Raw genomic sequence first — 20,505 nt, 5'->3', positions numbered from 1 at the left:
CTTCGGCGTAGCCGAAGGCGCGAGATGTAGACTTGCGCAGCAAGTCGTAGGCCGCGCGGGCCCGGAAGACGCCGGAGCGAGGGGACCCCGGAGCGAAGCGCAGGGGCCGGATGATGGGAGCCAGCGTTTTTTGGTTACTTTTTGTCGCGTTTGACAAAAAGTGACCCGCCGTAAGGGCGGAAAGGTGACTGTGCGTCGCCATCACAAATGAATGTATGCGAAAAAAATCAAAACCATCGCGCTCGTGCTTTTGGCTTTTGGCTTTTGGCTTTGGAAGTGGGCTTACAAATCAGGTCTACATTCATTCGCCATGGTGGCGCTGAATCAGCTTTTCGCCTTTACGGCGACCTACTTTTTGACTGGGCAAAAAGTAGGCAAAAACCCCCGCTCCCATCATCCGGCCCCTGCGCTGCGCTCCGGGGTCCCCTCACTCCGGCGCCTTCCGGGCCCGCGCGGCCTACGACTTGCTGCGCAAGTCTACATCTCGCGCCTTCGGCTGCGCCGAAGGGGTGCTGCGCACCCTGGCCCTCCAGACGCCTGCGTTCGGCCTCCTGAAGTCGCACTCTGCGTCGCCTGATCTACCGCGCGCTTAGAAGCAAAAGCAAAAAGCAAAAGCAAAAGCAAAAGCAAAAGCAAAAGCAAAAGCAAAAGCAAAAGCAAAAGCAAAAGCAATTGGTCTGGACTCAGGCCACTCGTGCCAGCGGGAACAGGCGCTTGAAATTGCCCGTGGTCTGCTCCGCCAGCTGCTGGTAGCTGACCCCACGCAACGATGCCACATACTCCGCCACCTCCCGTACATACTGCGGCAGGTTCGGCTTGCCGCGATACGGGATCGGCGCCAGGTACGGCGAGTCGGTTTCCACCAGCAGACGGTCGACCGGCACCTGCCGCGCCACCTCGCGCAGGGCATCGGCATTGCGGAAGGTGACAATACCGGACAACGAGATGTAGTAACCCAGGTCCAGCGCCGCCTTGGCCATGTCCCAGTCTTCAGTGAAGCAGTGCAACACGCCCGCCTGCGGCAGGTTCGCTTCACGCAACAGCGCCAGGGTATCGGCCCGCGCCGCACGGGTATGCACGATTACCGGTTTGCCGGTCTGCCGCGAGGCTTCCAGGTGCAGGCGGAACGACGCCTGCTGCAACTCGGCGGCTTCCGGCTCGTAGTGGTAGTCCAGGCCGGTTTCGCCAATCGCCACCACATGCGGGTGCGCCAACTCGCGCAGCAGCCACTCCAGTGCCGGCGTCTCGCCCGGCGCAAGGTCCAGCGGGTGCACGCCCACCGAGCAGTCGACATCGGCGTACTGCTCGCTCAGCGCCTTCACCGCCCCGGCATTTTCGGCGCTGACGCCAATGCACAGGAAATGCCCGACCCCACGCTCGCGCGCTGCCTGCAGGGCAGCATCGAGGGAGCCCTGATGGGCGCTCAGGTCAAGACGGTCGAGATGGCAATGGGAATCTACGAGCATGGGAGGCGGCACACATGAAAAGATGGAAAGTCAGCGGGAACCGGGCAGCTGCAGCCAGTGGCCCAGCAGCGCTTCCAACAGCAGTACACGATTGAGGTTGGCTTTGCCGAGCACCTTCTGGCGCTGTTCGAGGATCCATGCCTGGACCTCCAGCACCTTGCCCTGACGGGCCTTCTGCGCGAGGTACTGCACCACCTTGCGCATGTCGGCCAAGCCCAACCCCGCTTCATCCTGGGTCAACTGGTAGCGCAGGATCAAGTGCGACCAGTCGCAGAACCAGTCGAACAGCAACAGCAACGGCACATTGCTCCAGGCCTCGGCCAGCTGACTGGGCGATTGCTGCTGCTTGAGCAGCTTCTTCACCCCGTCAGTCACCAAGGCCCGTTGCTCACGTACACCTTGCGCTTGCAGGCTGACCGCCATCAGCGGCGAACCGGCGGCGAGGGTCAACAGCTCTTCGCGCTCGGCCTCGTCGCTGTCGGGCAACGCCGTGGCCAGCCAGGCCTGGCTCTGCGCCAGGCTGGGCTGTGGGCAGACGACTTGCTGGCAGCGGCTCTTGATCGTCGGCAACAGGCGGCTGGGCTGATGACTGACCAGCAGCAGCACGGTATCACCCGAAGGCTCCTCCAGGCTCTTGAGCAAGGCGTTGGAAGCGTTGACGTTCATCGCCTCGACCGGCTCGATCAGCACCACTTTACGCCCGCCCAGCTGCGCCGTCTGCACGACGAACGACACCAGTTCGCGCACCTGATCGACCTTGATCGGCTTGTCGGCCTCCTCCGGCTCCAGCACGAAGTTATCCGGGTGGCTACCGGCCTTGAGCAACAGGCACGACTTGCACTGCCCGCAGGCATCCAGCGCCTGCGGCTGCTGGCACAGCAGGCGCGCCATCAGCCGCTCGGCCAGGGCGCGCTTGCCAATGCCCTGCGGCCCGTGCAGCAGGTAAGCGTGGGCGTGCCGGGCACGCCCGGCCAGTTGCTGCCACAGCGCCTGCTGCCAAGGGTAGGCCTCAGCCACGGCAACGCTCCACGATGCCCGGCAGCAGCGCATCGATGGCGCGCTGCACGGCCTCCAGTGGCTGGGCGGCGTCGAGCAGGGTGTAGCGCTGCGGCGCGCCATGGGCGCGTTGCAGATAGGCTTGGCGCACAGCTTCGAAGAAGGCCTGGCCTTCCTGCTCGAAACGGTCCAGGCGACCGCGGGCGGCAGCACGGGCCAGGCCGACTTCCACCGGCAGGTCGAAGACCAGGGTCAGATCCGGGCGCAGATCCCCCTGGACGAATTGCTCCAGCGCAGCGATACGCTCAACCGACAGGCCACGGCCGCCGCCCTGGTAAGCGTAGGTGGCATCGGTGAAGCGGTCGCAAAGCACCACCGCGCCCCGGGCAAGCGCCGGGCGAATCACTTCGGCCAGGTGCTGGGCACGGGCAGCGAATACCAGCAGCAGTTCGGTGTCTGCGGCCATCACTTCAGCGCTTGGAGCCAGCAACAGCTCGCGGATTTTTTCAGCCAGCGGCGTACCGCCAGGCTCGCGGGTCAACACCACGTCCAGGCCCTGCTCGCGCAGGCGCGCAGCCAGGTAATCGCGATTGGTGCTCTTGCCCGCGCCTTCGGGGCCTTCAAGGGTAATAAACAAGCCGCTCACTGGCAGTCCTTAATGTTGTTCGTCGGGCGTAGCCGCGTCGGCCGGCGCGGCGTCGCTGGCAGGATCCTGCTCGGCGGGTTCGGCCGCGTCTGCAGGCGCACTTTGCGGCGCCGGGCTGGAGCGGTAATCCGCACGACGCTTGAGCTGAAACTCACGCACCGCCGAGTTGTGATCGTCCAGGTCATCGGAAAACACGTGGCTGCCATCGCCACGGGCAACGAAGTACAGGCTGGTGCCATCGGCTGGGTTGAGCGCGGCATGGATCGCCTCCCGCCCGACCATGGCGATCGGTGTCGGTGGCAGGCCGGTCATGGTGTAGGTGTTGTAAGGCGTCGGTTCGCGCAGGTCGGCGCGGGAAATCTTGCCGTTATAGCGCTCACCCATGCCGTAGATCACCGTCGGGTCGGTCTGCAGCATCATGCCCAGGCGCAGGCGGCGGACGAAGACGCCAGCGATCTGCCCACGCTCCTGAGGGATACCGGTTTCCTTCTCCACCAGCGAGGCCATGATCAAGGCCTGGTAGGGGTCACGGTAAGGCAGGTCAGTGGTGCGCTCGGCCCATTCCTTGGCCAATACTTCGTCAAGGCGCATGTAGGCCTGCTGCAGCAGCTCGACGTCACTCATGCCACGCACGAAGCGGTAGGTATCAGGGAAGAAGCGGCCTTCAGGGAACACGCCGGTGTGGCCGAGCTTGTCCATCACTTCAGCGTCGGAAAGGCCATCCAGGGTGTGCTTGAGCTTTTCATGCCTGGCCACCGCCGAACGCACCTGGCGGAAGGTCCAGCCTTCGACCAGGGTCAGGTTGTACTGCACCACATCGCCACGGCGCCAGACGTCGAACAGATCTTCCACGGTCATGCCGGGGGTGAGGCGATACTCGCCGGTATGCAACTGTGTGCCGGCCATGTTGAAGCGCCAGTACAGGCGCAGCCAGACGGCATCGTCGAGCAAGCCTTCGGCCTGCATGCGATAGAACATGCGGTTGGGGTTGGTGCCACTGGGCACGTCGAGCAGGCGCTCTTCGGCCACATGCAGGGGCTGCTCCAGCACCGAGTTGATCTTCCAGGCCGACCAGCCCAGGGCCAGGCCAGCGAGGATCAAGCCCATTTCCAGCAGCAGCAGGAATTTGCGTCTCACGAATTCAGGTATCCAGTAACGTACGGGCAACGGCCTGCAGTTTACGGGTGAGTGGGCCCGGCGACCAGTTCAGCGCGGCAATTCCGCGCACGGGCCAGACGCCATAGACACTGTTGCAGACAAACACTTCGTCCGCCTGTTGCAATTCGTCGAACGCGATATCTCGCACCTGTACCGGGATGCCCAGCCGCTGCGCCTGCTCCAGCAGGGCACCGCGCATCACGCCGGCCACGCCACAACGGCTGAGTTCAGCCGTGAGCAGCACGCCATCGCGCACCAGGAACAGATTGCTGTATACGCCTTCGATCACCCTGCCCTGCCCGTCACGCATCAGGCCTTCGGCATGTTCGCTGTCCTGCCATTCGGCACGGGCCAGCACTTGTTCCAGGCGATTGAGGTGTTTCAGGCCGGCCAGCAACGGTTGCTCCGCAAGCCGGGTCTGGCAAGGGAACAGCCGCACGCCGTGCTGGGCATGTTCGACAGGATAGCTGGGCAGCGGGCTGCCCTGGAGAATCCGCCGCGGTGCAACGCCGGCAACCGGCGCGTAGCCCCGCTGACTGTCGCCACGGGTGAGGACCAGCTTGGCGACTCCGTCACCGAGCTGACGGGCGAAGAGCAGGATTTCATCACGCACCAGCGCCAGATCGGCGTCGATCATCAGCCGCTGGCAACCCAGCGCCAGGCGGGCCAAATGGCCGTCCAGCAGACTGGGCCGGCCAGCGCGCACGGCGATGGTCTCGAACAGGCCATCGCCGTAGGCCAGGCCGCGGTTCTGCAAATTGATCGCAGTCGCGGGCTGGCCGTCGATCCAGCTGTGCATCAATCGACGAACCGGCGGAACACCAGCGAACCGTTGGTGCCACCAAAGCCGAACGAGTTGGACAACACCACGTCGATCGGCATGCTGCGCGCCTGGTGCGGTACGAAGTCGAGGTCGCAGCCTTCGTCCGGCTCATCGAGGTTGATGGTCGGCGGCGCCATCTGGCTGTTGATCGCCAGCACGCTGAAGATCGCCTCAACTGCACCGGCAGCGCCGAGCAGGTGACCGGTCATCGACTTGGTCGAGCTGACCGCCAGCTTGTAGGCATGCTCGCCGAACACGCGCTTGATCGCCGCGACTTCGGCGATATCGCCGGCCGGGGTCGAGGTACCGTGGGCGTTGATGTAGCTGACCGCTTCAGGCTGGATGCCAGCATCGCGCAGGGCATTGGCCATGCAACGGGCAGCACCTTCACCGCTGTCGGGTGGCGAGGTCATGTGGTAGGCGTCACCGCTCATGCCGAAACCGACCAGCTCGGCATAGATGGTCGCACCACGGGCCTTGGCGTGTTCGAGCTCTTCGAGCACCAGCGCACCGGCACCGTCGGACAGCACGAAGCCATCACGGCCCTTGTCCCACGGACGGCTGGCACGGGTTGGCTCATCGTTGCGGGTGGACAGCGCCCGAGACGCACCGAAGCCCCCCATGCCCAGGCCACACGCAGCCATTTCGGCGCCACCGGCAATCATCACGTCGGCTTCACCGTAGGCGATGTTGCGCGCGGCCATGCCGATGCAGTGGGTGCCGGTGGTGCAAGCGGTGGCGATGGCGTAGTTCGGCCCCTGCAGCCCCAGATGGATCGACAGGAAGCCGGAGATCATGTTGATGATCGAACCCGGCACGAAGAACGGCGAAATACGGCGCGGGCCTTGCTCGTGCAAGGTACGGCTGGTTTCTTCGATGTTGGTCAGGCCGCCGATACCCGAGCCCATGGCCACGCCAATGCGCTCACGGTTGGCGTCGGTGACTTCCAGGCCGGCATTACGCACTGCCTGGAAACCGGCCGCCAGGCCGTACTGAATGAACAGGTCGAGCTTGCGGGCCTCTTTGGCCGACAGGTACTGCTCAACCTCGAAGCCTTTCACCGAGCCGCCAAAACGGGTGGAGTAGGCAGACAGGTCCGTATGCTCGATCGGACCAATGCCACTGCGGCCAGCCAGAATGCCCTGCCAGGTGCTCGGTACATCGGTACCCAGTGGCGACAGCATGCCCATACCGGTGACCACGACGCGTCTACGCGACACAGTACTCTCCTTTTCTAATCACAGAGTTTCTTGCCATTGCATTCAAGCAATGGAATGAAATGGCAACAAGCTCTCGTAGCGAGCGAAACGACGGCGCTGGCTCGCAAAGAAAAAACCGCACGCCGGCAAAGGCAGTGCGGTTCTTCTCGACAAGAAGCGTCGACTACAACGTCTTAAGCCTGGTGGTTTTTGACGTAGTCGATTGCAGCTTGAACGGTAGTGATCTTCTCGGCTTCTTCGTCAGGGATTTCGGTCTCGAATTCCTCTTCCAGAGCCATCACCAGCTCAACGGTGTCAAGCGAATCGGCACCCAGGTCATCGACGAAGGACTTCTCAGCAGTCACTTCCTCTTCCTTGACGCCCAGTTGCTCGGCGACGATTTTCTTGACGCGTTCTTCGATGGTGCTCATACCTAGTTTTCACTCCTAATGGACATATGTCAGGCAGCTGGCCGGTGACCAAGTTTATAGAAAGACGTTCGCTTTTCAAGCGGAACGCACCTTCCCTTGAGCCACCGCACCCGCTGCCTGGAATCTGGTTGCAGCTTTATAACGGATTTTAGGCTCGCAGTATGACTCTTTTTTGAAGCAATCCGTCACATTGCGTTGCAGTTTTACATGTACATCCCGCCGTTGACCGGCACGGTAGCGCCGGTAACGTAGCCAGCGCCATCCGACGCCAGGAACGAAACCACCTTGGCAATTTCGTCAGCCTGGCCCAGGCGGCCCAGCGGAATCTGGGTTTGCAGGGCTTCGCGCTGCGCTTCTGGCAGCTCGCGGGTCATGTCGGTGTCGATGAAGCCCGGGGTCACCGAGTTGACGGTGATGCCACGCGAGCCCACTTCACGCGCCAGGGCGCGGCTGAAGCCTTCGAGGCCGGCCTTGGCCGCCGCGTAGTTGGCCTGGCCGGCGTTGCCCATGGCACCGACGACCGAACCGATGCTGATGATACGACCCCAGCGCGCCTTGGTCATGCCACGCAGCACGCCCTTGGACAGACGGTAGAGGCTGTTCAGGTTGGTGTCGATCACGTCGAACCACTCGTCGTCCTTCATGCGCAGCATGAGGTTGTCACGGGTGATACCGGCGTTGTTGACCAGAATGGCCGGTGCGCCGAACTGCTCACCAATGGCGGCCAGCACGGCTTCCACGGACTCGGCGCTGGTGACGTTCAGCTCCATGCCGGTGCCGGCGATGCCATGTTCTTTCAGGGTGGCGGCGATGCGCTCGGCACCGGAAGCCGAGGTGGCGGTACCAATCACGGTCGCGCCCTGGCGGCCCAGCTCGAGGGCGATGGCCTGGCCAATACCACGGCTGGCGCCGGTGACCAGTGCAACTTTACCTTGCAGGCTCATGCAAGCTTCTCCAAATCAGGCCAGCGCCGCACGGGTGGCGGCGACAGCGTCAGGGGTATTGAGGTTGTAGGTGGTCACGCCGTCGGCGCAACGCTTGTTCAGGCCAGCCAGGACCTTGCCCGGGCCGCATTCGACCAGGTTGACCGCACCGTTGGCGGCCAGGGTCTGCACGCATTCAACCCAGCGTACCGGCTGGTACAGCTGTGCCAGCAGGTCTCGCTTCAGGGCATCGAGGTCGGCGGCGACAGCGGCGGTGACGTTCTGCACCACCGGGATCTGCGGGGCCTTCCATTCGATGGCGTTGACGGAGTCGGCAAAGCGCTCGGCAGCCGGCTTCATCAGGGCGCAGTGCGACGGCACGCTGACCGCCAGCGGCAGGGCGCGCTTGGCACCCTTGGCCTTGCACAGTTCCACGGCGCGGTCGACCGCAGCCTTGTTACCGGCGATGACCACCTGGCCTGGCGAGTTGAAGTTCACGGCGCTGACCACTTGGTCTTCGGCCGCTTCGGCGCAGATTTCCACCACGACGGCGTCATCCAGGCCCAGGATCGCAGCCATGGCACCGTGACCGGCAGGCACGGCTTCCTGCATCAGCTGACCACGACGCTCGACCAGGCGCACGGCGTCTTTCAGCGACAGGGCGCCCGCAGCGACCAGGGCGCTGTATTCGCCCAGGCTATGGCCGGAAACGAACGCCGGTTGTGCGCCGCCCTCTTCCAGCCACAGGCGCCAAAGGGCGATGGAAGCGGTGAGGATCGCTGGCTGGGTCTTGTCGGTTTGGTTGAGTTGTTCTTCCGGGCCTTCCTGGACCAGCTTCCACAGGTCGTAGCCCAGAGCCTCGGAAGCCTCCTTGAAGGTCTCGATGACCACCGGCTTTTCAGCGCCGAGTTCGGCGAGCATGCCCAGCGACTGGGAACCTTGACCGGGGAAGACGAATGCGAGGGATGCAGACATTGAACAAGCCCTTATGATCTTGTCATCGGATAGGGTGCGCCGGGCCTTGGGCCGGGCGCGGAATCTGAAAACTTGGATGGAAACACAGACCAAGCGGTCACATTTAAGCACTTCATCGGCGAAATGCCTAAGGCAACAAATCTTCGAGGCGACCATGCAGCCGCTGCGGGAGGTTTTCCTGGATCTCGATCAGCGCCCGCTGGATCGCGCTCTGGAAGCCCTGCACGCCCGCCGAACCATGGCTCTTGATGACGATACCCTGCAGGCCGAGGAAGCTCGCGCCATTGTGCCGCGCTGGCGCCAGGTCGGCCTGCAGGCGCTTGAGCAACGGCATCGCCATTGCCCCTGCCACCCGCGACAACACCCCGCCCTTGAACAGCTTTTCGATACGCGCGCCGATCATGGTAGCCAGACCTTCGCTGGACTTGAGCAGGATGTTGCCGACAAAACCGTCGCACACCACCACATCCGCCTCACCGCGGTACAAGCCATCACCTTCGACGAAGCCGACATAGTTGAGGCCACGGGCGTTCTGCAGCAGGGTGGCGGCCAGCTTGACCTGCTGGTTGCCCTTGATGTCCTCGGTACCGATGTTCAGCAGCGCCACGCGTGGCCGGTGAATACCCAAGGCCTGGGCAGCCACGGATCCCATGACGGCGAACTGGTAGAGGTTTTCGGCACTGCAGTCGACATTGGCGCCAAGGTCGAGCAGCTGGCAGTAACCCGCCTGGGTCGGGATCGCCGCGACCATGGCCGGCCGATCGATACCCGGCAAGGTCTTGAGCACGAAACGCGACAATGCCATCAGCGCCCCGGTATTGCCGGCACTTACGCAGGCCTGGGCCTTGCCGTCACGCACCAGTTCGAGGGCGATGCGCATCGACGAGTCCGGCTTGCCGCGCAACGCCTGTGATGGCCGCTCGTCCATACCGACTACCTCACTGGCGGCGACAATCTGCAGGCGCGCGCGATCCGCAGCCGCAAGGCCGCTGACAAGATCTTCAAGGAGGGAGGGTTGACCGACGAGGGTCAGGTGCAGCGAGGGGGTAGCCGAAAGGCAGGCAATGCTAGCCTGGACAATGCTGCGGGGACCGAAGTCCCCGCCCATTGCGTCGATCGCGATGATCTGAGCGGACAAGGATTACTCGTCAGCGCCCTTATCGACCACTTTGCGGCCACGGTATACGCCTTCTGGCGAAACGTGGTGACGCAGGTGCACTTCACCGGTGGTCTTTTCTACCGACAGCGCGTTTTCCGACAGGGCGTCGTGGGAACGGCGCATGTCACGGGCAGAGCGGGATTTTTTGTTCTGCTGAACAGCCATAATTGATTAACTCCTAAACGTTTGGGTCACGCTTTAACTGCGCCAAAACACTGAACGGGTTGGACCGCGATACCTCGTCCTTGCTCGATTCGGGCTCGTCTGCGCCCGCCGGCTGCTGGCATTCTTCCGGATGGTGAGCAGGCACGATAGGCAAGGCGAGCAGCAGCTCCTCCTCGACCAAGGCCTGCAGATCCAAAGGATCTTCGCCCAGTTCCAGCACGTCATAGCCTTTCGGCAACGACTGGGTATTCGCACCCTCCTTCACCACGGCGTAAGTACATTCGCTGTGGATCGGCAGGGTGACCAGCTCAAGACAACGCTGGCAAACCATTTTGACTTCGACGTCCAGCTCGCTGTGGATAACCACCACGTGCTGTTCATCTCGTTCAAAATCGAACTTCGCCTGCACCGTACCGACATCGTCGGAAAGCGGGTCGCAGAGTCTTTCCAAATCAGCGAGTTGCAGCGTACCAGTGATGGATACGCCTCGGTCGGCTAATTTGCGCGGGTCAACGTGAGGTGGAATCGGGTCATTCAACATAGGCGCAGCATTCTAGGGATGCCCCCCGCCCCTGTCAAAGGAAATTAGGCGGCATCTCGCATGTTAGAATCGGGTTCAACTGACCAGGAGTCTATCATGCTGCCTCTGTTGCTGGCTTCCAGCTCTGCCTACCGACGCGAACTGCTCGCGCGCCTGCGCCTGCCCTTCACCTGGGCAAGCCCCGACCTAGACGAGCGACGCCTGGCTGACGAACCCGCTGTGGAACTGGTGAAACGCCTGGCCAGGCAAAAGGCCGAAGCGCTTGCCGCCAGCCATCCGGGGCACCTGATCATCGGCTCTGACCAGGTCGCGGTATTGGGCGAACAGATCCTCGGCAAGCCGCACACCTTCGATCGCGCCTGCGAGCAGCTGCTCGAAGCCAGCGGCCAGCAGGTGACCTTCCTGACCGGGCTGGCACTGCTCAATACCGCAACCGGGCACTGCCAGGTCGACTGCGTGCCGTTCACGGTCATCATGCGCGAGCTGAATCGGGAGCAGGTGGAGCGCTATGTGCAGGCGGAGCAGCCGCTGGATTGCGCGGGGAGCTTCAAGGCGGAAGGATTGGGGGTGAGTTTGTTTCAGAGCACCCATGGGTGCGATGCCACCAGCCTGATCGGGCTGCCGCTGATTCGGCTGGTGGATATGCTGACCCGGGAAGGCGTGGTCATACCTTGAGATTTTTGGGGCCGCTGCGCGGCCCCGGCAATTTCAAATCAGCGCAGCTGAGGCCCCTGGAACCCCATCCACATGGCCAGGTGCTCGGCCACGCTGGCACCAATGCGCTTGGAGAAGCGATCGAACGGCGACTCCTGCACGGTGTAATCGACCAAGTCCTTCTCACCCACGATCTCACGCGCCACGTAGCTGGCACTGCCCAGCCCGTCCACCAGCCCCAGTGCCTTGGCCTGCTCACCCGACCAGACCAGGCCACTGAACAGCTCCGGATGCTCCTTGTCCTTCAGGCGGTCACCCCGCCCCTGCTTGACCATGGCAATGAACTGCTGGTGCGTGGTATTGAGCACACCCTGCCAGAACGCACGCTCTTCAGGTTTTTCAGGCGAGAACGGATCAAGAAACGCCTTGTGCTCGCCAGCGGTGTAGGTACGACGCTCCACGCCCAGCTTCTCCATGGAGCCCACGAAACCGTAGCCGGCCGCCGTCACACCAATGGAGCCGACCAGGCTGGCCTTGTCGGCATAGATCTCATCCGCCGCACTGGCGATGTAATAAGCCCCGGAAGCGCCCAGGTCGGCTATCACTGCATACAGTTTGATATCCGGGTGCTCAGCGCGCAGGCGACGGATCTCGTCATATACATAGCCTGCCTGCACAGGGCTGCCGCCCGGACTGTTGATGCGCAGGACCACCGCCTTGGTCTTGGGGTCCTTGAACGCATCGCGCAGGCTCTTGACGATATTGTCGGCGCTGGCTGCTTCCTGATCGGCAATCACCCCGCGCACTTCAACCAGGGCTGTGTGATTGCCACTGCGCGACGCGGCCTTGTCCACATCCATGAACGGCAGGAACAGGGCGAGAATGCCAAACAGGTAGATGAAAGTCAGCAGCTTGAAGAAGATCCCCCATCGCCGGGCCCGACGCTGCTCCTGAACCCCGGCCAGCAAGGTCTTTTCAAGCAACTTCCAGCTCTTGTGCTCGACACGAGCCTCTTCGTTCTGCGCTTCACGCGCTTCGCGAGCGAGACGCTCCTCTTCGGTCTCGTTAACCGGCGCTTTCCACTCGTCAGCCATGCTCACCTACCTTGGAATTGGACTTGCCTGGAACCAGCCAGCCACTCGCGCAGCTGGGAAAAATGATCGATGCATACTTGCGGACCAAACTCGGCCAGTGCCTGAAGCGACATCGCACCGTAGCCCACCGCCACCGAATGCATGCCGGCATTGCTGGCCATTTGCAGGTCGAATGCCGAATCTCCGACCATCAGCGCCCGACCAGGTTCGACACCGCAATGCCCGAGGATTTCCTCAAGCATGAGCGGGTGAGGCTTGCCGCGGGTTTCGTCGGCGGCACGGGTAACGTCGAAGAACCGCTCCCAACCATTGGCCTTGAGCACCCGATCCAGGCCGCGGCGCGCCTTGCCGGTCGCTACTGCCAGGCGATAGCCCTCGGCACGGAAGGCATCCAGCGATTCGACCACACCGTCGAACAGCGGCGAAGGTTGTTGATCAAGGGCCATATAGATGTCGGCATAGTGCTGACGGAAGGTTTCGACCTGCTGCGGATCAAGGTGTGGATACAGTGTCGAGATGGCCTCCCCAAGCGCCAGGCCAATGATGCCCTTGACCGCACCCTCAGGGCTTGGCGCCTCGCCGGCACGCTCGGCAGCGGCATTCATCGCCTCGACGATGCGGCCGATGGAATCGGCCAGGGTGCCGTCCCAGTCGAAAATCAGCAGCTCATAGTCACGGCGCACTCAAACGCTCCACGGTCTTGGCCCAGACTTCGTCCACAGGCGCTTCGAGTTTCAGCTCGCCGCCATCTGGCAGCGGCACGGTCAGTGCGTAGGCATGCAGGAACAGGCGCTTGCCACCCAGTTCGCGGATCTCGCGGCTGAAATCCTCGTCGCCATACTTGCTGTCACCGGCGATCATGTGCCCGGCATGCAGGGTATGCACGCGAATCTGGTGGGTGCGACCGGTGATCGGGCGCGCCTCGACAATGGTGGCGAACTCGCCGAACCGACGCAGCACGCGGAACAGGGTCAACGCCTCCTTGCCCTCATCGTTGACTTCGACCATGCGTTCGCCGGAGCGCAGGTTGCTCTTGAGCAGCGGGGCGTTGACCTGCTTCTTCGAGGTTGGCCAGTGACCGCGCACCAGCGCCATGTAGCGCTTGTCCACGCCGTCACCGCGCAAGGCAGCATGCAAGTGGCGCAGCATGCTGCGCTTCTTGGCGATCATCAGCAGGCCAGAGGTGTCGCGGTCCAGGCGGTGCACCAGCTCCAGTTCCTTGGCGTCCGGGCGCAGCTGACGCAGCGCCTCGATCACGCCGAAGCTCAGGCCGCTGCCACCGTGCACGGCGATGCCGGCTGGCTTGTTCATCACGATCAGCGCCTTGTCTTCGAAGACGATGGCGGCTTCCAGGCGTTGCAGCAGCCCCTGGGCCACCGGCGCCGGCTCGTCACGCTCGGGCAAGCGGACGGGCGGCACGCGCACGATATCGCCGGCCTGGATCTTGTACTCGGGTTTGACCCGCCCCTTGTTGACGCGCACCTCACCCTTGCGCAGGATGCGGTAGACCAAGGTCTTGGGCACGCCCTTGAGCGCCGTGATAAGGAAATTGTCGATGCGTTGGCCGGCAAGTTCCGGCGCGACTTCGATCAGCTGGACGCCGGAAGTCGGGGGGGTATTGGTCGTCATGGAGGGGATCATAACAATTATTTATGGAATTGAAGCACTTAATCATCAATGCTATAGTCGCGAACGCCGCCAAAAGCGGCAGGCCAGTGAAACCAGGCCCTGGGCCGGTTACTGACCTACGCAGTTCTCCAGGACGCGAGGCCGTCCTACGGGGTTTTCGCCAGTTTACCGAATTGCCTGGAATCGCCACCAGCGCTGTGTAGAGAAGACCGAAAAAAAACGACAAGTGTGGTTATTCACCTGCTTCCCGATTCTTTTCGCTGCACCTCTGCCCGCCCCCGTCGCTTCCACGCAACGCAAGGCGAATGCTTCGGAAATACCTGCCTTGGACATGTAATGGCGTCAGCTTCCCGTTCGAAGCTGGCGAAAAATGCAACCCGTTGCGGATTCAGCGCGCGGCAGCACCCGAATTATCAGGGATACGTGCAGGGTGGAGATGCACAGCCCTCGGACCGTGTAGCACCGCGTCCGGCCACCGGCCCACTGAACGGCCGGCGAGCGGATAAGGTCCTGAACAGATGCCTCCGGGCGTCCACGGCTGACGGTTGATTCCTCCTCCTGACTGAGTGCACGAGGCCCGCTTGGTTGATTCGGATACCCATTCGAAGCCACCGGGGCCTGGTAGGCACCGCAGCAAACAGGACGCGTCGTCGCGACAACGGCAGGCTGGGCAACCGGCTGGTGCCGAACGTTGCTCGACACGGGGGTGGCCCGGCCACCCTTTGCGCACCTTGGCACCGACCATGAGAAGTCGTGTGTGCCGCACGCCGTTTCCGGCAGCCCGGAAACCGACGGTACAACATGAAAAGAATGCTGATTAACGCAACTCAACCTGAAGAGTTGCGTGTAGCCCTGGTGGACGGCCAACGTCTCTACGACCTGGACATCGAGTCCGGCGCGCGCGAGCAGAAAAAGGCCAACATCTACAAAGGCAAGATCACCCGGATCGAGCCCAGCCTCGAAGCCGCCTTCGTCGACTTCGGCTCCGAACGTCACGGCTTCCTGCCGCTGAAGGAAATCTCCCGCGAGTACTTCAAGAAGTCCCCTGAAGGCCGGGTCAACATCAAGGAAGTCCTGAGCGAAGGCCAGGAAGTCATCGTCCAGGTCGAGAAGGAAGAGCGCGGCAACAAAGGCGCCGCCCTGACCACCTTCATCAGCCTGGCTGGCCGCTACCTGGTGCTGATGCCCAACAACCCGCGTGCCGGTGGCATCTCGCGCCGTATCGAAGGCGAAGAGCGCAACGAACTGCGTGAAGCCCTGAACGGCCTGACCGTACCGGGCGACATGGGCCTGATCGTACGCACTGCCGGCCTTGGCCGTAGCAGCGAAGAAATGCAGTGGGACCTCGATTACCTGCTGCAACTGTGGACCGCCATCAAGGAAGCGTCCCAGGACCGTGCCGCGCCCTTCCTGATCTACCAGGAAAGCAACGTCATCATCCGCGCCATCCGCGACTACCTGCGCCAGGACATCGGCGAAGTGCTGATCGACAGCATCGATGCCCAGGAAGAAGCCCTGACGTTCATCCGCCAGGTGATGCCGCAGTACGCCAGCAAGGTCAAGCTTTACGAAGACAGCGTGCCGCTGTTCAACCGTTTCCAGATCGAAAGCCAGATCGAGACCGCCTTCCAGCGCGTCGTCGACCTGCCGTCCGGCGGCTCGATCGTGATCGACCCGACCGAAGCCCTGGTGTCCATCGACATCAACTCGGCGCGCGCCACCAAGGGCAGCGACATCGAAGAAACCGCCCTGCAGACCAACCTGGAAGCGGCCGAGGAAATCGCACGTCAGCTGCGCCTGCGTGACATCGGCGGCCTGATCGTCATCGACTTCATCGACATGACTCCGGCGAAGAACCAGCGCGCCGTGGAAGAGCGTGTGCGTGAATGCCTGGAAGCCGACCGTGCCCGCGTGCAGGTTGGCCGCATCTCGCGCTTCGGCCTGCTGGAAATGTCCCGTCAGCGCCTGCGCCCATCGCTCGGCGAAAGCAGCGGCATCGTCTGCCCACGCTGCTCCGGCACCGGCATCATCCGTGACGTCGAATCGCTGTCGCTGGCCATCCTGCGCCTGATCGAAGAAGAAGCCCTGAAAGACCGCACCGCCGAAGTACGCGCCCAGGTGCCGATCCCGGTCGCAGCCTTCCTGCTCAACGAGAAGCGCAACTCGATCACCAAGATCGAACTGCGCACCCGCGCCCGCATCATCATCCTGCCGAACGACCACCTGGAAACCCCGCACTTCGAAGTCCAGCGCCTGCGCGACGACAACCCGGAAGTGCTGAACAACCAGTCCAGCTACGAAATCGCCGCCTCCGAAGCCGAAGAAGCGCCGCAGCCGACCGCCACCCGCACCCTGGTTCGCCAGGAAGCTGCGGTCAAGACCGCCCCGGTCCGCGCCAACGCCCCGGTACCGAGCGCCGCCGAAGAGCAACCTCAAGCGGCCGCACCGGCAGCACGTGCGCCGAGCGCGCCTGAGCCAAGCCTGTTCAAGGGCCTGGTGAAGTCGCTGGTCAGCCTGTTCGCCGGCAAGCAAGAGCCTGCCGCCGCACCGGTCGTCGCTGCCGCTGAAAAGCCGGCCGCCGAGCGCAGCCAACGCAACGAAGAGCGCCGCAACGGTCGCCAGCAGAGCCGCAACCGCAACGGCCGTCGCGATGAAGAGCGCAAGCCGCGTGAAGAGCGCGCCGAGCGCGCCCCGCGTGAAGAGCGCCAACCGCGTGAAGAACGCGCACCTCGCGAAGAGCGCGCCCCACGTGAAGAACGCACACCTCGTGAAGAGCGCGCTCCGCGTGAAGAACGCGCCCCGCGCCCGCCACGCGAAGACCGCCGTGGCAACCGCGGCGAAGAACGCGTACGCGAACTGCGTGAGCCGCTGGACGCCGCACCGGCCGAACGCGAAGAGCGTCAGCCGCGTGAAGAACGGGTAGCCCGCGAGGAGCGTGCACCTCGTGAAGAGCGTGCCCCACGTGAAGAACGCGCACCTCGCGAGGAACGTGCCCCACGTGAAGAGCGCGCCCCTCGCGAAGAGCGTGCCCCACGTGAAGAACGCGCCCCTCGCGAAGAGCGTGCTCCGCGTGAAGAGCGCGCACCTCGTGAAGAGCGCCAGCCTCGCCCACCGCGCGAAGAGCGCCAGCCACGCCCGGCCGAACAAGCCGCCGAGCAGGCTGCCGAGCTCGCCGAGGAGCAACTGCCGAACGAAGAGCTGCTGCAGGATGAGCAGGAAGGCACCGATGATGAGCGTCCGCGTCGTCGCTCCCGTGGCCAGCGTCGCCGCAGCAACCGTCGTGAGCGTCAGCGCAATGCCAATGGCGAGCTGATCGAAGGCAACGAGGAAGAAGGCAGCGAAGAACAGCCGCAACAGCACCAGGCCACTGCGCTTGGCGCCGAGCTGGCTGCCGGCCTGGCCGTCACCGCCGCTGTCGCCAGCAGCCACATCAGCGCCAATGCAGAGGCTGAAGCCAACCAGCAGGCCGAACGCGCCAGCGCCGAAGCTGTGACCACTGAAAACAGCGAAGTCGCCCAGCCGACCGAGCAGGTTGAAGAGGTTGCCCAGGCCGAGCAAGCAGCCATCGCCCCAGTGGTCGAGCAGCCAGTCAGCGGCCCCGTCGCCGTGGTCGAAGCCAGCGTCGAGCCAGTGGTCGAGGTCGCACCACAGCCGGTAGCCGAAAAAGCTCCTGCCACAGCAGAGCCAGTGCTCGTTACCGAAGCACCGGTCGCAGTGCCTGCCGCTGAAAATGCACCCGCCGTTGAAGCGCCGGTTGCCGAAGCGGCGGTCGTCGAGGCCGGTGAAGCCGAGAAAGCCCAGGTCGCGGTCGAGCAAGCCCCTGTCGCCGAGCAGCCAGCGCCTGTCGCCGATGCCCAGCCTGAAGTGGCCGCAGAACCTGCGCCTGCAGTCGTCGAAGCCGCACCGGTAGTTGTCGAGCAGGCCCCTGCGGAACAAGCTCCGGCCGCTACCGTAATGCTGCCAAACGGCCGCGCCCCGAACGACCCACGTGAAGTGCGTCGCCGCAAGCGTGAGGCCGAGGCTGCTGCCAAAGCCGCCGAGGAAGCTGCCAAGGGCGTGCTGGAAACCGCCGATGAGCACAAGCCTCATCACGGTTGATAGCCAAGGCTGAATGAAAAAGCCCCGCCAGTGCGAACTGGCGGGGCTTTTTCTTGGCTATCTGTTTACCCACGAAGCGGGCAACAGCGGCAGATCGATCAGTACAGGTTGGGCTCCATCTCCAGCGCCACCCCGAACCGCTCCAGGATATCCGCCTGGATCCGCTGCGCCAGCGCATGCACCTGCGCACCACTCGCCTGGCCATGATTGACCAGCACCAGCGACTGCAACCGATGCACCCCGGCATCTCCCTCGCGATAACCTTTCCAGCCCGCTTGTTCGATCAGCCAGCCCGCTGCCAGCTTCACCTGGCCATCAGCCTGGGGATAAGCGACCACACCCGGATACTGGGCACGGATGCGCGCCACCTGCTCAGCCGACACGACCGGGTTTTTGAAGAAGCTCCCGGCATTACCCAGCTCGGCGGGATCCGGCAATTTCTCGCGACGAATGCTGCAAATCGCGTCACTGATCGCCTGCGCGGTCGGTTGTTCGACGCCCTGCTCCGCCAGCCGCTGGCGCACCGGGCCATAGTCCAGATGTGCCTGCAGCTCATGGCGCAGGGCAAAGCGTACACGCAGAATCAACCAACGCCCCGGGTTGCGCTTGAATACGCTGTCGCGGTAACCGAAAGCACAGGCCTCCAGGTTGAAATCGCGCAGTTCTCCGGTTTCACGGTCCAGCGCAGTCAGGCCGGCGAACACATCCTTGATCTCGACCCCATAGGCGCCGACATTCTGCATCGGCGCAGCCCCTACGGTGCCGGGGATCAGGCTGAGGTTTTCCAGGCCGCAGTAGCCTTGGGCCAGCGACCATTGCACGAACGGGTGCCAGGGTTCACCCGCTTGCGCTTCGACCACCACACGTTCGCCATCGTCGCTCATGACCCGCCGACCACGGCTGGCCATGTGCAACACCACTGCGTCGATATCGCGAGTCAGCAGCAGGTTGCTCCCACCCCCGATCACGTGCACCGCCAGCTTGCGCTGGCGCGCCTGAGCCAGCACCTCGCGCACGTCTTCATCGCTGTGCGCCTGGGTGAAATAACGGGCTTTCACATCGATGCCAAAGGTGTTGTAGGGCTTGAGCGAAACCTGTTCCTGCCAAACCGCTGTCATAACCGCCCCTTGATTTCCACGACCAGCTCGCGGCACGCAGCCTCGATCAGGTCGAGCACCTGCTCGAAGCCCTCAGCACCGCCATAGTAAGGGTCGGGCACCGCGTCCAGGGCCGCGCCATAGCGGCGCAGGAACAGGTCGAGTTCGCCAGCGGCGTCGTGTGGGCGCAGGGCGCGCAAGTGGCCAAGGTTGCTTTCATCCATGGCCAGGATCAGGTCGTACTCGGCGAAATGCGCCGGCTTGACCTGCTGGGCACGTTGCTGCGACAAATCATAACCACGCGCCAACGCAGCCTTGCAGGTGCGGCTGTCAGGTGCCTTGCCGACATGCCAGTCGCCGGTACCGGCAGACGCCACATGCACCTGCTCAGCCAGGCCGGCGGCCTGCAACTGATAACGCAGCACGCCTTCGGCGGTGGGCGATCGGCAGATGTTGCCGAGGCAGACGAACAGGATGCGCATCAGGCCTCCAGCAAGCGCCGTACGCGCTCCAGGTCTTCAGGGGTATCGACGCCCACGGCTGGCGCTTCGATAGCATCCTCGACGTGAATGCGCACGCCGTGCCACAGTGCACGCAACTGCTCCAGGGCCTCGGTCTGCTCGAGCCAGCACGGGCCCCAACTGACGAAATCCTGGAGGAAGCCGACGCGGTAGGCGTACATGCCGATATGGCGGCGATACGGCACGCCTTCCGGCAGCACGTTACGATCCTTGGCAAAGGCATCACGGGCCCAAGGCAGCGGCGCGCGGCTGAATGTCAGGGCCAGGCCGTTCTTGTCGCTGACCACCTTGACGGCATTGGGGTTGAATACCGTTTCTGGCTCATGGATCGGCTCGGCCAGGGTGGCGATACCCGCTTCCGGGTGGGCAGCCAGGTTGGCGGCCACCTGGTCGATGATCACTGGCGGGATCAGCGGCTCGTCACCCTGCACGTTGACCACGATGGCCTCAGCCGAAAGGCCCAGGTGCTCGGCCACTTCGGCCAGGCGGTCGGTGCCCGATTCATGGTCGGCGCGGGTCATCAGCACTTCGGCGCCGAAGGCCTGGCAGGCTTCTAAGATGCTCGCGTCATCGGTGGCGATGACCACACGGCTGGCGCCGCTCTTGCGCGCCTGCTCCCAGACGTGCTGGACCATCGGCTTGCCGGCGATCGCCAGCAATGGCTTGCCCGGCAGACGCGTGGAGCGCAGCCGGGCAGGAATTACCACGGTGAAATCCACGCTCATTTGTCCAGACGCTCGTCGTCGGTCAGGGTACGAGCTTCGCTTTCCAGCATCACCGGAATACCGTCGCGGATCGGGTAGGCCAGGCCTGCGCCCTTGCTGATCAGCTCGGTCTTGTCGGCGCTGAGCTTGAGCGGGCCCTTGGTGATCGGGCAGGCCAGGATATCGAGCAGTTTGGTGTCCATGGAAGCGTCCTTGAGGCCGGATG

At 63.4% G+C, this 20,505-nt stretch carries 21 protein-coding genes; 2 read left to right on the top strand and 19 right to left on the bottom strand.

All coding sequences use genetic code 11. The features are described 5' to 3' along the window. Positions 1-683: 683 nt before the first annotated feature. The 12 genes from APH33_RS03215 to APH33_RS03160 all read right to left on the bottom strand — a co-directional run bounded on the left by APH33_RS03215 (position 684) and on the right by APH33_RS03160 (position 10,482). A complete protein-coding gene (locus APH33_RS03215) occupies positions 684-1,466 on the bottom strand; it encodes a TatD family hydrolase (protein WP_054883757.1) in 783 nt (260 codons plus the stop codon). 30 nt (positions 1,467-1,496) lie between these two features. After that, positions 1,497-2,483, bottom strand: coding sequence for a DNA polymerase III subunit delta' (locus tag APH33_RS03210; protein WP_054883756.1), 987 nt, complete (start codon positions 2,481-2,483; stop codon positions 1,497-1,499). After that, positions 2,476-3,108: a dTMP kinase gene (gene tmk / locus APH33_RS03205; RefSeq protein ID WP_054883755.1), complete on the bottom strand. Its 633-nt coding sequence runs from the start codon at positions 3,106-3,108 to the stop codon at positions 2,476-2,478. Before tmk ends, APH33_RS03210 begins: the two co-directional genes overlap by 8 nt. Before the next feature lie 9 nt (positions 3,109-3,117). After that, positions 3,118-4,245: an endolytic transglycosylase MltG gene (mltG, locus tag APH33_RS03200; protein WP_054883754.1), complete on the bottom strand. Its 1,128-nt coding sequence runs from the start codon at positions 4,243-4,245 to the stop codon at positions 3,118-3,120. 4 nt (positions 4,246-4,249) lie between these two features. Further along, positions 4,250-5,065 carry an aminodeoxychorismate lyase gene (gene pabC / locus APH33_RS03195; protein WP_054883753.1) on the bottom strand — a complete coding sequence of 272 codons (816 nt, stop codon included), beginning with the start codon at positions 5,063-5,065 and terminating at the stop codon, positions 4,250-4,252. Further along, positions 5,065-6,309, bottom strand: a complete 1,245-nt coding sequence (gene fabF, locus APH33_RS03190; protein WP_054883752.1) for a beta-ketoacyl-ACP synthase II — start codon at positions 6,307-6,309, stop codon at positions 5,065-5,067. Before fabF ends, pabC begins: the two co-directional genes overlap by 1 nt. Before the next feature lie 173 nt (positions 6,310-6,482). After that, a complete protein-coding gene (gene acpP, locus APH33_RS03185) occupies positions 6,483-6,719 on the bottom strand; it encodes an acyl carrier protein (protein WP_009685065.1) in 237 nt (78 codons plus the stop codon). A gap of 203 nt (positions 6,720-6,922) precedes the next feature. Next, a complete protein-coding gene (fabG, locus tag APH33_RS03180) occupies positions 6,923-7,663 on the bottom strand; it encodes a 3-oxoacyl-ACP reductase FabG (RefSeq protein WP_054883751.1) in 741 nt (246 codons plus the stop codon). 15 nt (positions 7,664-7,678) lie between these two features. Beyond that, positions 7,679-8,617, bottom strand: coding sequence for an ACP S-malonyltransferase (gene fabD, locus APH33_RS03175; protein WP_082433413.1), 939 nt, complete (start codon positions 8,615-8,617; stop codon positions 7,679-7,681). Positions 8,618-8,744: 127 nt separating this feature from the next. Beyond that, positions 8,745-9,755 carry a phosphate acyltransferase PlsX gene (gene plsX / locus APH33_RS03170; RefSeq protein WP_082433411.1) on the bottom strand — a complete coding sequence of 337 codons (1,011 nt, stop codon included), beginning with the start codon at positions 9,753-9,755 and terminating at the stop codon, positions 8,745-8,747. 3 nt (positions 9,756-9,758) lie between these two features. Continuing rightward, entirely contained in the window at positions 9,759-9,941 is a 183-nt protein-coding gene (rpmF, locus tag APH33_RS03165; RefSeq protein WP_003247154.1) for a 50S ribosomal protein L32, read from the bottom strand. A 13-nt stretch (positions 9,942-9,954) separates the two neighbouring features. Then, positions 9,955-10,482: a YceD family protein gene (locus APH33_RS03160; RefSeq protein WP_027919446.1), complete on the bottom strand. Its 528-nt coding sequence runs from the start codon at positions 10,480-10,482 to the stop codon at positions 9,955-9,957. A gap of 96 nt (positions 10,483-10,578) precedes the next feature. Between APH33_RS03160 and APH33_RS03155 the strand changes: the two genes are divergently transcribed. Next, complete coding sequence (locus APH33_RS03155; protein WP_054883749.1) at positions 10,579-11,157, top strand: nucleoside triphosphate pyrophosphatase; 579 nt, start codon at positions 10,579-10,581, stop codon at positions 11,155-11,157. 38 nt (positions 11,158-11,195) lie between these two features. On the opposite strand, the gene APH33_RS03150 is transcribed toward APH33_RS03155, so the two are convergent. Genes APH33_RS03150 through rluC form a run of 3 tightly spaced genes read right to left on the bottom strand, consistent with a single transcriptional unit; the run spans position 11,196 to position 13,859 of the window. Then, a complete protein-coding gene (locus APH33_RS03150; RefSeq protein WP_054883748.1) occupies positions 11,196-12,230 on the bottom strand; it encodes a S49 family peptidase in 1,035 nt (344 codons plus the stop codon). Positions 12,231-12,232: 2 nt separating this feature from the next. Further along, a complete protein-coding gene (locus APH33_RS03145) occupies positions 12,233-12,913 on the bottom strand; it encodes an HAD family hydrolase (RefSeq protein ID WP_054883747.1) in 681 nt (226 codons plus the stop codon). Then, a complete protein-coding gene (gene rluC / locus APH33_RS03140) occupies positions 12,903-13,859 on the bottom strand; it encodes a 23S rRNA pseudouridine(955/2504/2580) synthase RluC (protein WP_054883746.1) in 957 nt (318 codons plus the stop codon). The genes APH33_RS03145 and rluC overlap by 11 nt, the downstream gene beginning before the upstream one ends. 801 nt (positions 13,860-14,660) lie before the next feature. Between rluC and rne the strand changes: the two genes are divergently transcribed. Continuing rightward, positions 14,661-17,957: a ribonuclease E gene (gene rne, locus APH33_RS03135; protein WP_054883745.1), complete on the top strand. Its 3,297-nt coding sequence runs from the start codon at positions 14,661-14,663 to the stop codon at positions 17,955-17,957. A 98-nt stretch (positions 17,958-18,055) separates the two neighbouring features. Here the strand turns inward: rne and murB are convergent, their stop codons facing one another. The 4 genes from murB to APH33_RS03115 are packed head-to-tail and all read right to left on the bottom strand — an operon-like array spanning position 18,056 to position 20,482. After that, the gene (gene murB / locus APH33_RS03130) at positions 18,056-19,075 is read right to left on the bottom strand and encodes a UDP-N-acetylmuramate dehydrogenase (protein WP_054883744.1); all 1,020 of its coding nucleotides are present in this window, start codon (positions 19,073-19,075) and stop codon (positions 18,056-18,058) included. Beyond that, positions 19,072-19,536, bottom strand: a complete 465-nt coding sequence (locus tag APH33_RS03125) for a low molecular weight protein-tyrosine-phosphatase (protein ID WP_054883743.1) — start codon at positions 19,534-19,536, stop codon at positions 19,072-19,074. The genes murB and APH33_RS03125 overlap by 4 nt, the downstream gene beginning before the upstream one ends. Beyond that, on the bottom strand, positions 19,536-20,300 hold the full coding sequence (gene kdsB / locus APH33_RS03120) for a 3-deoxy-manno-octulosonate cytidylyltransferase (protein ID WP_054883742.1): 765 nt from the start codon (positions 20,298-20,300) through the stop codon (positions 19,536-19,538). Before kdsB ends, APH33_RS03125 begins: the two co-directional genes overlap by 1 nt. Continuing rightward, entirely contained in the window at positions 20,297-20,482 is a 186-nt protein-coding gene (locus APH33_RS03115) for a Trm112 family protein (protein WP_003247142.1), read from the bottom strand. The genes kdsB and APH33_RS03115 overlap by 4 nt, the downstream gene beginning before the upstream one ends. Positions 20,483-20,505 lie beyond the last annotated feature (23 nt).

Source organism: Pseudomonas sp. NBRC 111130, from assembly GCF_001320485.1.
GTDB classification, from domain to species: Bacteria; Pseudomonadota; Gammaproteobacteria; order Pseudomonadales; family Pseudomonadaceae; genus Aquipseudomonas; species Aquipseudomonas vlassakiae.
The sequence above is the reverse complement of the archived record's forward strand: the minus strand, read 5'-3'. Positions and strand labels throughout refer to the sequence as shown.